Annotated in this window: 14 protein-coding genes and 1 pseudogene; 5 read left to right on the plus strand and 10 right to left on the minus strand. The window is 66.7% G+C overall.

The window, feature by feature from the left end:
• Window positions 1-487 (plus strand): aldolase (locus tag VL752_RS16635; RefSeq protein WP_325356979.1); only part of this gene is annotated, 487 nt, incomplete at its 5' end.
• 99 nt (window positions 488-586) lie between these two features.
• On the opposite strand, the gene VL752_RS16640 is transcribed toward VL752_RS16635, so the two are convergent.
• From VL752_RS16640 to VL752_RS16655, 5 genes and pseudogenes are all read right to left on the minus strand, one after another.
• Entirely contained in the window at window positions 587-1,759 is a 1,173-nt protein-coding gene (locus tag VL752_RS16640) for an acyltransferase family protein (RefSeq protein ID WP_325356980.1), read from the minus strand.
• A gap of 190 nt (window positions 1,760-1,949) precedes the next feature.
• Window positions 1,950-2,039: pseudogene (locus tag VL752_RS22290) on the minus strand (DUF3649 domain-containing protein); the annotation flags it as partial.
• A 4-nt stretch (window positions 2,040-2,043) separates the two neighbouring features.
• Window positions 2,044-2,820 (minus strand): RNA methyltransferase, encoded by a 777-nt coding sequence (locus VL752_RS16645; protein ID WP_325356981.1) that lies wholly within the window; start codon window positions 2,818-2,820, stop codon window positions 2,044-2,046.
• Window positions 2,817-4,187: a cysteine--tRNA ligase gene (gene cysS, locus VL752_RS16650; protein WP_325356982.1), complete on the minus strand. Its 1,371-nt coding sequence runs from the start codon at window positions 4,185-4,187 to the stop codon at window positions 2,817-2,819. The genes VL752_RS16645 and cysS overlap by 4 nt, the downstream gene beginning before the upstream one ends.
• A gap of 91 nt (window positions 4,188-4,278) precedes the next feature.
• The gene (locus VL752_RS16655) at window positions 4,279-4,557 is read right to left on the minus strand and encodes a hypothetical protein (RefSeq protein ID WP_325356983.1); all 279 of its coding nucleotides are present in this window, start codon (window positions 4,555-4,557) and stop codon (window positions 4,279-4,281) included.
• Window positions 4,558-4,695: 138 nt separating this feature from the next.
• On the opposite strand from VL752_RS16655, the gene VL752_RS16660 reads away from it, so the two are divergent.
• Window positions 4,696-5,292: a class I SAM-dependent methyltransferase gene (locus VL752_RS16660; RefSeq protein WP_325356984.1), complete on the plus strand. Its 597-nt coding sequence runs from the start codon at window positions 4,696-4,698 to the stop codon at window positions 5,290-5,292.
• On the opposite strand, the gene VL752_RS16665 is transcribed toward VL752_RS16660, so the two are convergent.
• From VL752_RS16665 to VL752_RS16675, 3 genes are read right to left on the minus strand one after another with little or no spacing between them, the layout of a single operon-like run.
• Window positions 5,289-5,774, minus strand: a complete 486-nt coding sequence (locus VL752_RS16665; RefSeq protein WP_325356985.1) for a GNAT family N-acetyltransferase — start codon at window positions 5,772-5,774, stop codon at window positions 5,289-5,291. The genes VL752_RS16660 and VL752_RS16665 overlap by 4 nt on opposite strands.
• Before the next feature lie 10 nt (window positions 5,775-5,784).
• Entirely contained in the window at window positions 5,785-6,528 is a 744-nt protein-coding gene (locus VL752_RS16670; protein ID WP_325356986.1) for an SDR family NAD(P)-dependent oxidoreductase, read from the minus strand.
• The gene (locus VL752_RS16675) at window positions 6,525-7,175 is read right to left on the minus strand and encodes an HAD family hydrolase (RefSeq protein ID WP_325356987.1); all 651 of its coding nucleotides are present in this window, start codon (window positions 7,173-7,175) and stop codon (window positions 6,525-6,527) included. Before VL752_RS16675 ends, VL752_RS16670 begins: the two co-directional genes overlap by 4 nt.
• A gap of 90 nt (window positions 7,176-7,265) precedes the next feature.
• Here VL752_RS16675 and glmU point away from each other — a divergent pair, with 90 nt between their 5' ends.
• Together glmU and glmS are read left to right on the plus strand one after the other, a co-directional pair.
• On the plus strand, window positions 7,266-8,600 hold the full coding sequence (glmU, locus tag VL752_RS16680; protein ID WP_325356988.1) for a bifunctional UDP-N-acetylglucosamine diphosphorylase/glucosamine-1-phosphate N-acetyltransferase GlmU: 1,335 nt from the start codon (window positions 7,266-7,268) through the stop codon (window positions 8,598-8,600).
• A gap of 6 nt (window positions 8,601-8,606) precedes the next feature.
• Window positions 8,607-10,436 carry a glutamine--fructose-6-phosphate transaminase (isomerizing) gene (gene glmS, locus VL752_RS16685; RefSeq protein WP_325356989.1) on the plus strand — a complete coding sequence of 610 codons (1,830 nt, stop codon included), beginning with the start codon at window positions 8,607-8,609 and terminating at the stop codon, window positions 10,434-10,436.
• Window positions 10,437-10,440: 4 nt separating this feature from the next.
• On the opposite strand, the gene VL752_RS16690 is transcribed toward glmS, so the two are convergent.
• Together VL752_RS16690 and VL752_RS16695 are read right to left on the minus strand one after the other, a co-directional pair.
• Window positions 10,441-11,142 (minus strand): tetratricopeptide repeat protein, encoded by a 702-nt coding sequence (locus VL752_RS16690; protein WP_325356990.1) that lies wholly within the window; start codon window positions 11,140-11,142, stop codon window positions 10,441-10,443.
• On the minus strand, window positions 11,139-13,448 hold the full coding sequence (locus tag VL752_RS16695; protein WP_325356991.1) for a methyl-accepting chemotaxis protein: 2,310 nt from the start codon (window positions 13,446-13,448) through the stop codon (window positions 11,139-11,141). Before VL752_RS16695 ends, VL752_RS16690 begins: the two co-directional genes overlap by 4 nt.
• A 239-nt stretch (window positions 13,449-13,687) precedes the next feature.
• Between VL752_RS16695 and VL752_RS16700 the strand changes: the two genes are divergently transcribed.
• Entirely contained in the window at window positions 13,688-13,993 is a 306-nt protein-coding gene (locus tag VL752_RS16700) for a hypothetical protein (protein ID WP_325356992.1), read from the plus strand.
• The last annotated feature ends 136 nt before the right edge of the window (window positions 13,994-14,129 follow it).

Here is a 14,129-nt window from a genome sequence, read left to right on the forward strand (position 1 = left end):
CATCCATGCCCGCCTGCACAAGGCCCTGCCGCGGGCCCGCGCTGCCTTTCATACCCACATGCCCTATGCGACCGCGCTGAGCATGGTGGAGGGCGAACCGCTCGTCTGGGCCGGACAGTCGGCGCTGAAATTCTATGGCCGCACGGCAGTGGACGAGTCCTATAACGGCCTCGCCTTGGACGAGACGGAGGGGGACCGTATCGCCGCCGCCATGGGCAGCGCAGATGTCGTTTTCATGCGCAACCATGGGGTGATGGTCACCGGCCCGACCATCGCGGAAGCCTGGGACGACCTTTATTATCTGGAGCGCGCGGCGGAAGTGCAGGTGAAGGCGCTGTCCACCGGCCGCCGCCTTATTCCCGTGGCGGCGGAAATCGCGGCGCGCACGGCTGCGCAGATGCGCGAGGGCGACCCCGAGAGTGCGCGGCTGCACCTCGAAAGCGTCAAGCGCGTGTTGATGCACGAAGACCCGTCCTTCGCCGTGTGAGGGAATGGCGCCTCAAGGCGTTTGGCTGCCTCGCCGCCTGTTTCTGACTGCGACGGAAGCACGGCCTCCGCGGTGCGGCGCGGTTGGGGCGGGCGCGTGTCAGGCGGGGCTGGGCGGCCCCTGCTCCGGTTCAGACAAGATGGCGCTCGGTGGTTGCGCTTCCGCGGTCGCTACTTCGAGGGCGGTCGTCGGCAGGGCAGGGATATGGGTGCCGCTCCGCTTATTGGGCAGGAGCCAGCCGAGGAGCGGCTTCTCCACCCAGCGATAAACGAGCACGGAACAGACCAGGCAGACCAAAAGCGCAAGCGGAATGAACGGGGTCGTGGCGATCCCGCTGCCGGACGGCAGATGCAGCTTCTCCCAGATGACGGCGGCAGCGGCAATCGCGACGGAGTGGGTGAGGTAAAGCGAATAGGATGCATCACCGAAGAGGAGCAGCAGCGGATTGGGCCAGCGTGCCAACAACGGCTCGAGCACCAGCGCGCCGCCGACAATCATCGTCGCTGGAATGCCAAGGATGAGAACGCGCCCGATGCCGCTTTCGACGATAAGACCGTAGTTGAGAATGATGAGCCCGATTCCCAGGGCGATCGCAGTCGATCCGAGCCCAGCAGGGACACGTTGCAAGAGCGGGAGAAGGGCGGCAAGGCCGATGCCCGCCACGAATTCAAGCAGCAGCGGGCTGGTATAGGCCCGCAGCAGCGCGCCTTCTGGACCATGACCAGTGCCGAGTAGCGCAAGGATGCAGAGCGCGGCGATCACTGCCGCAAGGCGTGCTGCCCGACGAGGGATCAGCAGGGACAGGCTGAAGACGAGGTAGAAGAAAACCTCAAGCTGCAAAGTCCAGCCCGGCACCAGAATGGGCCAGATGTGGCCGAGGAAAACGCGATGGTAATGCGGAATGAGCAGATAGGAGCAGATGACCGAATAGGGTGTGACATCGGCGTTATGGAGACGATCGGGCAAGGCCAGCCGGACTAGGATCCAAACCGTCAGCGCTATCCACCACAGAGGATAGATTCGATAGACGCGGCGCCTCAGGAACTTCACCAGCCCGCCGCGCTGGTGGCTGGTCGAGGTCCACATGATGAAGCCACTGATGACGAAGAAGATATCGACGCCTGACAGGCCAAAATTGCGGCCGCCGGCCCAGTGCTCCGCGACATGATTGGAGAAAATGTGGTAGTAGACTACCATGATTGCGGCCGCCGCGCGTAGATACTGGATGGATACCAGCGTCGATAAGCCCTGGCCGCGCGAAAGCCCCTTCATTACACCAGCCGCCCTATAAAGCTTCAGTGTCGCCGAGAACCACAGCGAGAGACCCGCGCCGCCCGCGCGAAACCCATCATGAGGCAACGAACAATAGAGTTTTATTTTTTTACCGACAAGAAATAATTCGCATAAACAAAATGATGTCTTGTCGTAATTGATCTTGAGCAGATGGGTGGTGCCGGGTCGTTTACCTCAATCTTTGCGCGCCGGGTGAGGGAACTACTTCGGCTGCAACGATCAGACCGAGCCATGCATGCGTAGTGTCGCGGCAGGCAAACTCTCTAGCGACGCTTCGCGTGCCGGCCGCGCGCCAGCTCGGTGATCATACCGTGCAGGGTGCGCAGTTCCTGCTCCGTGACCTCGCCGCGCTGGAAGAGGTGGCGGATATTGCGCACCATGCCCGGGCGCTTCTGTTCGTTGCGCAGGAAACCGCAATCGTCCAGTTCCCGCGTGAGATGGCCGAGGAAATTCTCCAGCTCGCCCTTGGTGGCAATGCGGGTCTCGTTCGTCATCAGCTCCCGCGGGGATGAACCCTCGTCCGCCATCCACCACTCATAGGCCATCACCATCACCGCCTGGGCGAGGTTGAGGGACATGAAGGCGGGGTTGAGCGGATAGCGCACCAGCATGTCGGCATGGGCCATGTCGTCATTCTCAAGCCCCGCCCGCTCCGGCCCGAAGAGGATGCCGGTGCGCAGGCCAGTGGCGGTCGCGGCGCGCAGCTCCGCTGCCGCGCCCCGGGCCGTCAGGATCGGCTTGATGATATGGCGCGGGCGCGGGCAGGTGGCAGCGACGTGATGCAGATCGGCGACCGCCTCGGCCACCGTTTCAAAGACCTGCACCTCTTCGAGAATGCGGTCCGCGCCCGAGGCCATCCGCCAGGCGCGGTCCTGCGGCCAGCCATCCCGGGGAGCCACGAGGCGGAGGTGGAACAGCCCGCCATTGGCCATGCAGCGGGCGACCGAGCCGATATTGTCGGCGAGTTGCGGGCGCACGAGGATCACGACCGGGCTGTTGCCGATGGGGCCGATATCGGCCCCCGCCTCCCGTCCGGTCATGACAGGGTCGTCGGCTCGACGCGCCGCCAGCTTGTGCCGCCGGCATTGTCCTCAAGCGCGATGCCCTGAGCCAGCAGTTCGGCGCGGATGGCGTCGGCGCGCGCGAAATTCTTCGACGCCCGGGCGGCGATCCGCTCGGCGATGGCGGCTTCCACCGCCGCCGCATCGACATCGCCATGAAACCAGGCATCGGGCTCGGACTGGAGCAGGCCGAGCACGCGACCCGCCGCATGCAGGCCGGCGGCAGCCAGCGCATCGCCGGCAATCGCGCGGTCGGCGAGGTTGTGCAGAGCCGCGATCGCGGCCGGGGTATTGAGATCGTCGCAAAGGGCTTCCATGACCTCGGACGGCACCGCCGCCGGCTCCTCGGCAAAGCTCGGGGCATGGCGGGAGAGGGCGCGGTAGAAGCGGTCCAGTTCCCGGCGCGCCTCGGCCAGCCCCGCTTCCGTGAAGTCGACGGAGGCGCGGTAATGGCTGCGCAGGAGGAGAAAACGCACGGCCTCACCGGGGGCCAGGCTCAGCACGTCCTGCACGGTGCGGAAATTGCCTAAGGATTTCGACATCTTCTCGCCGTTCACCAGCAGCATGCCGTTGTGCATCCAGACGCGTGCGAAATGGCTGCCGGGAAAAGCGCAGCAACTTTGGGCCATCTCGTTCTCATGATGTGGAAACAGCAAATCGCCGCCGCCGCCATGAATGTCGAAATCCTCGCCCAAGTAACGCCAGGACATGGCCGAGCATTCGATGTGCCAGCCCGGACGCCCATATCCCCAGGGGCTGTCCCAGCCAGGCATGCCATCGGTCGAGGGTTTCCAGAGCACGAAATCCCCGGCATCGCGCTTGTAGGGGGCAACTTCCACGCGCGCACCGGCGATCAGCTCATCGCGGGACCGGCCGGAGAGATGGCCGTAGTGCGGATCGGTCGCGACGGCGAAGAGCACGTGGCCCTCGGCCTCATAGGCGTGGCCGCCCGCGATCAGCCGCGCGATGATCTCAATCATTTGCGGAATATTGTCGGTGGCCCGCGGCTCCACATCCGGCGGCAAGGCGCCAAGTGCGGCCATATCCTCATGGAAATAGCCGGTGGTGGTCTCGGTCAGCGCGGCAATGGACACGCCGAGCTCGGCAGCGCGCGCGATGATCTTGTCCTCCACATCGGTGATGTTGCGGACATAGGTCACCTTCGGAAACAGTTCCCGGAGCAGGCGCGACAGAACATCGAAGACGACCACAGGCCGCGCATTGCCAAGATGGGCCCGGTCATAGACCGTCGGGCCGCAGCAATAGACCCGGATATTCTGCGGGTTGAGCGGCCGGAAAACTTCTTGCCGACGGGTCAGACTGTTATGGAGCGAAAGGACGTGCATTCCGGCCTTGTGCCGCCCCTGGGGCGCGCCCGCAAGCGTCTTGCGGGGCAGAGGAGGGGAGCGCGCTGACCGCGCCCCCCCTGCTCAGCCGTCAGTAGCGGTAGACGTAACCATAGCCATAGCCCGGAGGCGGCGGCGGGGCGTAGTAGCCATAGGGCGGCGGGCGGCGCCAGTGATGGTGCCAGTGATGATCGTAGTCGCCCCGCCATTCATGGCGCCAATGGTGGTGCCAGTCATGGTGATAGCCATTCCAGTCGGCCTGGATCACGGGGGCGCCGATGGGCTGGGCCGCATCGGCGGGATGGGCGGCCAGCAGCGGCAGGCCGAGAGCCAGCGTTCCGATGGCGAGGGTTGATGCAAGAAGGCGCATGGAGAAATCTCCTCTGTCTCGTTGCATCGGAATCTGGGGAGTGGCAATGGCGGGAAAACCGCCTGACAATGGCGAAACGGGGGCACCCGATCACGAACGCGCGCGTTCTGATCACCGGTTTTGAGGGAGAGACAAGCCTTGACCGACGAAGCCACGCGCGCGGCCTATGACAACGCATCCCGCAACTTCGCGGATGACTGGGCAGCGCAACCGGCACCGACGGACCTGCACGCGCTGGTCCGGCGCTACTTCCGGCCGGGCCCGACCGCTGATATCGGCTGCGGCAGCGGACGGGACGCCGGCTGGCTTGCGTCCCAGGGTTTTCCGACGATCGGCTTCGATGCCTCGCCCCGCCTGCTGGCAGAGGCAGGCCAGCGCTTTCCGGAGGTCACCTTCCACCGGGCCGAGCTGCCCGATCTCGCCGGAATCGCGGACGGAGGCTTCACGAACGTTCTTTGCGAAACGGTGATCATGCATCTGCCGCGGGAGGCAATTCCCGCGGCGGTCCGCCGCCTGGTTGCACTGCTGGTGCCCGGCGGCGTGCTCTATCTCAGCTGGCGGGTGACGGAGGGGGAAGACCGGCGCGACGAACACGGGCGGCTCTATGCGGGTTTCCCCGCCTCCCTGGTGCAGGACGCGCTCGGCGATGCAGTGGTCCTGTTCGAGGAGGAGGTGGGCAGCCTCTCCTCCGGAAAGCTCATTCATCGGATCGTGGCGCGGAGAGCCGAAGGCTAGGGCATTCGCGCCTCCCATTCCCGGCGGAGAAGAGAGAGCGTCATCACATCGACACGGCGGCCATCCGCGAGCAGCCGGCCCTCGCGTTCCGTACCCTCCTTGACGAAGCCCTGGGCGCGGTAAAGGCGAATGGCTCTCTCATTGTGCGGATAGACGTGCAGGTAGAGACGATGGACTGTGGTCTCGCGAAACGCCCAATCCGTCGCCGCGCGGAAAAGCCATGCGCCATGGCCTTGCCCCGGCTGGGTGACAGCAATCCGGCGGAAGAGCACATTGCCATGCGGATCATCCAAATCCTGCAGCATGGCAAAGCCGATGGCCGTTCCGTCGCCGCCTTGCGCGATGAAATAGGCGTGGTCAGATCGCGTCATTGCGGTCTCATGCGCCGTCGCCTCCCAGCGGCCCAGCCACTCCTCGTAACCGGGCAGGCGCTCCGTTTTCATGATAAAGGGGATGTCTGCCGGGCTGGCCGGCGTCAGCATCAGCATCGCATTACACCGCCGAGTTGCCGCCATCGACGGGCAGCATGGCGCCGGTGATGAAGGCGGCATCGTCGGACGCGAGGAAGGCAATGGCCGCGGCAACATCGCGCGGCTGGCCGATGCGGCCCAAGGGCAGGGCTTCCGCCATGTCGGCAAGCCGCGCCTCCACATCCGCGCCCGCCTCCTGGCGCAGCATCGCCGTATCCGTATCCCCGGGGCAGACCGCATTGACGCGGATGCCCTGGCGGGCGTGGTCTGCGGCCATGCTGCGCGTCATCTGCACGATCGCACCCTTGCTGGTGCCGTAAGCCACGGCGCGCTGCGCCGCGACCAGCCCCCAGTCCGAGGAGACGTTGACGATCGCCCCGCTGCTCTGCCGTGCCATGAGCGCCACGGCCGCCCGCGAGAAGCGGAAGACTGCGGTGACATTGACGGCCATGACGGCATCCCATTGCGCATCCGTGCAGGCCTGGGAATCGCCTGGAAACAGAATGCCGGCATTGTTCACGAGCACGTCCAGACGGCCATGCCGCTCCGCCGCCCAGCCGATCAGCCTGTCGGCCGCCCCCGGCGCCGCGACATCCTCGGCGCGGAAATTGGCGCCGAGTTCGGCCGCCAGCGCCTGGCCTGCGGCCTCGTTGCGGCCGGTCAGCAGAAGGGTCGCCCCGCGCTCGGCAAAAAGCCGGGCGGTCGCGGCCCCGATGCCGGCCGTCGCCCCGGTGATGAGGGCGATTTTTCCGGCGAGCTGCGTCATGGCCGGAGCTCCGCGCAGAGGCCAGGCACATCGGCGAAGCGCGTCGCCACCGCATCCGCGGTTTTGCCGACCTCGGCCGGCCCATAGCCCCAGGCGGCGAAAATGGTGGGAAGGCCGGCGCCCTTGCCGGCTGCCACGTCATTGTGATGGTCGCCGATCATCACCGCCTCCTCTAAGGTCGCGCCGGCGGCGTGGAGCGTGAGGCGGATATGGTCGGGGTCGGGCTTGCGGACCGCAAAGCTGTCCCCCGCACCCACGGCATCGAGCAGCGGCAGCACGCCGAGATGGTCAAGCAGGATGCGTGCGGCCTCGCCCGGTTTGTTGGTGCAGACGGCGAGGTGCCAGCCGGCGGCCTTGAGCGTGCGTAGCGCCTCCAGAGCGCCGGGATAGAGATAGGTTTCGTCCGTTGAATGCGCGGTGTAGTCGGCCAAGCCCTCCGCCATGTCCTGATCGGACGGGACCAGGCCGCGCGCCGCATAGCCGCGCTGGAAGAGCACGCCCACGCCGTCCCCCACCATCGGCCGCACCTGTTCCAGCGGCAAAGCGGCCTTGCCATGACGGGCCAGGCTGCGGTTCAAGGCGCCCGCGATATCCGGCAGACTATCCGAGATTGTGCCGTCGAGATCGAGCACCAGGCATTTCGGCATCCGTTGCACTCCGATACGAGAATTGTCCCCGAAGCCTTTGACACGGCTGGCCTCTCGCCGCTACCGCAAGTGTCTGACCAAAGGACGATCATGACCACGCCCAGGCCCGCCACCACTGCCGTCATCCTTGCCGCGGGTCTCGGCACCCGCATGAAATCCAGCCTGCCCAAATGCCTGCATCCGATCGCGGGCCGCCCGATGCTGACCCATCTGCTGGATGCCGCCTCCCAGGTCTTCGACCGCATCGTGGTGGTGACGGGGCCGGAGATGGAGGCCGTGGCGAAGGCTGCTGCGCCGCATCCTGCCGTGGTGCAGCAGGAGCGGCTCGGCACCGGCCACGCGGCGCTGCAGGCGACACCCTATTTCGGGGACGGCGATGTCGCCATCCTCTATGCCGACAATCCTCTCATCACGCCCGGCACCTTGGCCCGCCTGAAGGCCGCGCGGAAAGAGGCGGGGCTGGCCCTGCTCGCCATGCGCCCGCCGGAACCCGGCAAATACGGCCGGGTGATCACCAATGACACCGGCGATGTGACAGAAATCGTCGAATGGGCGGAAGCGAGCGAGGCGCAACGCGCGGTCACCCTCTGCAATGCCGGCGTCTTCTGTGCGGCCGGCCCCGATCTCGCGCGCTGGCTCGCGGCGATCCGTCCCGACAATGCCAAGGGCGAATACTATCTGACGGATGCGGTGGCGCTGGCCGTTGCCGAAGGGAAACGGGTCGTGGCGGTCGAAGCCGATTACGCGGAGCTGCGCGGCGTCAATTCTCGCGCGGAACTCGCGGCCGCCGAGGCGGCCGTGCAGACCCGGCTGCGCGCGGCCGCGATGGACGGCGGCGTTACGCTCACCGCGCCTGACACGGTGTTTTTCGCCGCCGACACGGTGATTGAGCCGGATGTGACGGTCGGGCCGCATGTCGTCTTCGGGCCGGGCGTGACCGTGAAGACCGGCGCTGAAATCCTCGCCTTCAGCCATCTCGAAGATTGCGTGGTGGGCGAGGGGGCGCGGATCGGCCCCTATGCGCGGCTTCGCCCCGGTGCGCGGGTCGGACGTGCGGCCCATGTCGGGAATTTCGTGGAGCTCAAGGCGACGGTGCTCGGCGACGGTGCCAAGGCCAATCACCTCGCCTATCTGGGGGATGCCGAGATCGGCGCCGGCAGCAATATCGGCGCCGGCACCATCACCTGCAATTACGACGGCCACCTGAAGCACCGCACGGTGATCGGGGACGGGAGTTTCGTCGGCTCCAATGCCACGATCGTGGCACCCGTCACGCTTGGCCAGGGCAGTTTCATCGCCGCCGGCAGCACCATCACGAAAGATGTCGAGGCCGATGCCCTGGCCTTCGGCCGCCCCCGCCAGAGCGTGAAACCGGGTGGCGGGGCGGCGATCCGCTCGACCTGGCCCAAGAAAAAGGGAGGCTGACCGCTCATGTGCGGCATCGTTGGAATTCTGGGCGAACGCCCGGCGGCCCCTCTCATCCTGGACGCCCTCGGGCGTCTCGAATATCGCGGCTATGACAGCGCCGGCATCGCGACCCTCGACCATGGCCAGATCGACCGCAGGCGGGCGGAGGGCAAGCTTGGCAATCTGGCCTTCGTGCTGGAGCGGCGGCCACTCTCGGGAAGCACAGGCATCGGCCATACGCGCTGGGCGACGCATGGCGCGCCCACCGAGGGCAATGCCCACCCGCACGGCACGGCACGGGTTTCGGTCGTCCATAACGGCATCATCGAGAACCATGTGGCGCTGCGTGCCGAACTTGAGGCGTGCGGCCAGGACTTCTCGACCGAGACCGATACCGAATGCGTGGCCCAGCTGCTGGATCTCTACCTCGCTGAGGGGATGGCGCCCGAGGAGGCGGCACGGACCGCGCTCGGGCGGCTCGAAGGCGCCTATGCGTTGGCGCTGATCTTTTCCGGCTACCCGGATCTGATGATCGGCGCACGGCATGGCGCGCCGCTGGCCGTGGGTTTTGGCGAGGATGAGATGTTTCTCGGCTCGGATGCGCTGGCCTTGGCGCCGCTCACCCGCCGCATCGCCTATCTGGAAGACGGGGACTGGGTGGTGATCCGCCGCACAGGCGCGCAGTTCTTCGACCGGAAAGGCGTTGCCGTCGAGCGCGCGGTGCGCGAGACGCGGCTGACCGGTGCCGCCATCGGCCGTGGCAACTACCGCCACTTCATGGAGAAGGAGCTTCACGAGCATCCGGTGGTGATCGGGGATGTGCTGAGCCGCATGATCGACCCCGCGACCCGCAGCGTGGTGGCGCCGGACCTGCCCTTCAATCTGGCCGATCTGCCGCGGGTGACGATCAGCGCCTGCGGCTCGGCCTTTTACGCCGGGCTGGTCGGCCGCGTCTGGCTGGAGAGCATCGCCCGGCTGCCGACGGATGCCGACGTGGCGAGCGAATTCCGTTACCGCGCGCCGCCGTTGCCGCCCGAAGGGCTGGGCCTGCTGGTCAGCCAGTCCGGCGAGACCGCCGACACGCTGGCGGCGCTGCGCTACATGCAGGACGAGGGGCAGCATGTCCTCTCGGTGGTGAACGTGCCGGAAAGCAGCATGGCACGGGAGAGCGACGCGGTGTTGGAGACTCTGGCGGGGCCGGAAATCGGCGTCGCCTCCACCAAGGCCTTCACCGCGCAGCTGACGGTGCTGGCAGCTTTCGCGCTGGCGGCGGGCCGCGCCCGCGGCACGCTGGATGCGGCGCGGGAGGTGCAGCTGACCCAGGCGCTGATGGAGGTGCCGGGTCATGCCGCCGAAATCCTGGGCGGCGAGGCGGCCGTCGCCATTGCGCGCGTCGCCGAGCGCATCGCGGAGGCGCGGGACGTGCTCTATCTCGGCCGCGGTTCCTGTTACCCGATCGCCCTTGAAGGCGCCCTGAAGCTCAAGGAAATCTCTTATATCCATGCAGAAGGCTATGCGGCGGGGGAGATGAAGCACGGGCCAATCGCCCTGATCGATCGGCATGTGCCTGTCGTCGCCATTGCGCCCTCCGGCCCGCTGTTCGAAAAGACCGCCTCCAACCTGCAGGAGGCGGCGGCGCGGGGTGGGCAGGTCATCGTCTTCAGTGATGCGGCAGGCGCCGCGAAATTGCACGGCATTGCAGCCGAGACGGTCATTCTCCCGAGCTGCGATCCCTTCGTCGCCCCCATCCTGCATACCGTGGCGGTGCAGCTGCTCGCCTATCGCGTGGCGGTGCTGAAGGGCACGGATGTCGATCAGCCACGCAACCTCGCCAAATCGGTGACTGTGGAATAGGGCGCTATCCGCCGCCCCCGGCTTCTGCCGAAACAAGATCCCGCCAGCTGGCGAACCCGCCGGTCAGCTGGTAGGCGGCAGCGTAGAAGCGGTCCTGCAATTGTTGCAGAGTCAGAACGTGAGGCAGCGGCTCCAATCCGCCCGCGGTTGCGATGGCCATGAAGGTCGCGGCGAGAAACGGGTTCTTTTCCACGCCGGTGCCGCGCCGGTAGAGGGCGGCAAGGGCGAAGGCGCCACAGGCATTGTTCTGCTTGGCGGCCGCTTCGTACCAGATCGCGGCCCGCTTCGGATCTGGCGGCGGCGGACCCTGGCCGAAACTGCCGGTCTGGTAGAGGAAGCCAAGTTCGCACGCTGCTTCGGCATTGCCCTGTTTGGCCGATTTCTCGAGCCAGGCGGCGGCGCCCGTATAGTCCTGGATCACGCCGATGCCGGTATAGGCAAGGGTGCCGAATTCGTACTGCGCCATGGCATCTCCCGCTTTGGCCTTGGCCTCGATCTGGGCGACACCCGTCAGGATCTCGCTTGACTGGGCCGGGGCTTCCCGCAGCTGAAGCAGGTAGAAAAGGGCGACGATCAGTATCAGCCAGAGGAATGGCAAGGGCAGGCGCTTCGGCCGGCGCGGCGGCCAGGGATCCTCGGGCGGAACGGCCCGGCGCCGATCGGCCGCTTCCCGGGCCACCTCGAAGGGCAGGCGCGGGCGGCTCATTCTGCGGCCTCCGCGAGCGCGTGCGTGTCAATATAGGAATTTATGCCGCCATCCTCACTCTGATCTAGGAATTCCGTCTCTTCACTCTCAGGGTCCGTCTCCTCACTCTCACGGTCCGCCTCTTCACTCTCACGGAAGGTGAATTCGTCCACGAGTTCGGCCAGAGCCGCCGCCTCCTGCGCCAGACGACTGCCTGCAGCGGCCGTCTGCTCGATCATCGCCGCACTCTGCTGCGTCACCTTATCCATATGGCCCACCGTCGCATTCACCGTCGCGATGGCGGCGGCCTGGCGCCGCGCCGTCTCGGCGATCTCTTCGACCCGCTCGGCCAATTCCCCGACCTGGGCGGTGATGCGTTCCAAGGTCTCGCCGGTCTCGTTGACGAGACGCACGCCGTTGCCGACCTGCCGTTCCGAGGAGGCGATGATGTCCTTGATTTCGTGCGCGGCTTCGGCCGAGCGGCCGGCGAGTGCCCGCACTTCCGTCGCCACCACTGCGAAGCCGCGGCCGGCCTCTCCGGCGCGTGCCGCCTCCACCCCCGCATTGAGGGCGAGCAGGTTGGTTTGGAAGGCGATCTCCTCGATCAGCAAAAGGATCTTGGCGATCCGATGGGAGGAGGCCTCGATCTCGCCGATCGCCTGCACCGTCTCGTTGACAATGCGGGCGGAGGCTTGCGCGTCCCCGCGCACCGAGGCGGCGAGCCCGGCTGCCTTCCCGGCATTGCCCGAGGCGCCCTGCACCGTATCGGTGAGTTCCCCGAGCGCGGCTGCGGCTTCCTCAAGTTGCACGGCCTGCTGCTCCGTCCGCCGTGCCATGTCGGCGGACGCGCTGCCGATCTCCTCCGCTCCGTTTGCCACCGCATGGGTGCTGGTCTGGACGCGCCGCATCGTCCCCTCCATCTTCTCGGAGGCTTGGTTGAACTCACCGCGCAGGGCCCGGTATTCGCCCTCGAACTCCTCCTGGATCTTGAGCGTGAGATCGCCGCGGGTGAGGCTCATCAGGGCGCCGGCAAGGGAGTCCACCACGCGCTTCTGCGCCGCCTGGGCGCGCGCCTTTTCGGCATCCCTGGCCAACCGCTCCGTCTGCGCCGCGTTCTGGGCTTCAGCGGCCTCGGCCTCGATCCGCCGCTTGTCCGCGAGCGAGGCACGGAAGGCGCGGAAGGCGCGGGCAAGGGCGCCGGCGGAGCCGCGCCCTTCCTGCAGCGCCATTTCGGCGACCTCCTGGCCATCGGCGAGGGCGGCAAGGTTGCGGCAGGCCCGCGCGATCATCTTTGCATTGCGCGAGACGGCCCAGACCGCGGCGAGACCCAGGAGAGTGATGAGGGCGAGCGCCACCCAAGCGCCGATGGCGAAATGGATCTCGCCGCGTACTTCGGGCAGGGCGTAGAAGGCGCTGTCCGGTTGGCGGCTCCACACCATCCACGGCGACTCGCCGTCCTGCACCGCCAGGGGGAGCACGGTGGAAAAGATCGCGCGCGGGTCGACCTCGGCCGAGGCGGCGAGCTGCCGCAACTCCGGGCTCAGCTTCATCTGCGGGCCGAGGAAAAGCAGGCCGTAGCCTGGGTTGGTGAGCGCCATGCCGGTGGCTGGCAACATGGCGCGAATCACGCCGGCCCGCACGATGGCTGAAATCGTGCCGGCGAGCGTCCCGTCCACCCCGTAGAAGGGCACGGAGAAGATTACGCCCGTGCGATCCGCATTACGGCCAGTCCGCACGAAGACCGAATTGTCGCAGGTGATGACGAGGGGCCCCGCGATCAGGGGCCGCCGACCGTCCTTGAGGGAGGCGACGGTCGGCGCATGCGCGCCGAGCCAGACCATCTGTTTTTTCAACAGATGGTACTCGTAGATCTCGGCCTCGAAGGGTTTCGGTGCCGAATCCCCCTCAGCCCCGTCGGCGATCTCGCTGTCGAACATCAGGATCGGCGCCTCGGGCTTGCTCGTCACTGGGTCGATCCGGTCGGGGTCGAGGCCGCGGGGCACGACATAGACCTCGGAAACGTCAATATTGCGAGCGAGGCTGTCATAGATCTGCTTGATTGTGTCGCGACTGTCCTCATCGAGCGCGGTTGCGTGGCGGTCGATGCGGCGGATCGCCGGAAGCCGGCTGATCGTGTCCAGCTCATCGGCGATAAGGCGAATCTGGCTCTGAATCGTCGCGCCCGTGTCGCGCGTCGTGGCCAGGGCTTCGGTGGCAAACCGCGCCTTGGCCGTGTCGAGGCCGAATTGCAGGTCGAAATAGATCGCCGCGCCGCCGAGCACGCCGAGCAGCAGAACCACCGCATAAGAGAGAATATCCCGTCGCAACCGCATCCCTCCGTCAGCCGTTTTGCAGGTGGCGCCGAGCTTCCGCCCCGACTGGTGAAGTTTTCGTAATCGAAACGCCGTTTCCGATGCGAAATTCCCCCGCGTATAAGAAAAAATTCCTGGACATTTCGCGAGCAGCTGAGCCAGAGTGGAGTGCGCGCGGAGACGGATTTTGCCCGTCGAGCACAGCGATCCCCACAAACCGAGGCTTCCTCCCATTGCAACCAATGGAGCGCGCCATGTCCCCCCAGGCTCCCGCGTCAGTCGCCACAGCCGAGCCCGGCCCTTGCCATGCCCACAGCCTGAGGGAGGCGCGGGCCCGGCAGCTTGCCCTTATCGCGATCGCCGCTGGCAATGCGGCTGCGCGCCTTCCGGCGGCCGTACCACCCGTGGCCGTGACGCAGGCCGCGGCCAAGGAGGCGGAGCCCTTGTCGGAGGAGCGGCGGCGGGTGCTTGCACAGATTCGCCGCCTCGGCATCTGCCAGCCGGTCGATCCCAGCGCACCGGCCATGGACATTGGCCGAGCCGTGGAAACAGCGTCCTGATCGCCAAAGCCCTCGGCCTGTTCAGAGACCGCTGGAAAGCGGCCGACCGGCGCCGCACCCTCCCTGCGGCGGCATGCCTGCCGTCCGGCGGCGATCCGCCAGGACCCGGTTGCGGCCCAGCGCGCACGCTGCTACA

It is taken from the genome of Acidisoma sp. (assembly GCF_035492295.1).
Classification (GTDB): domain Bacteria; phylum Pseudomonadota; class Alphaproteobacteria; order Acetobacterales; family Acetobacteraceae; genus Acidisoma.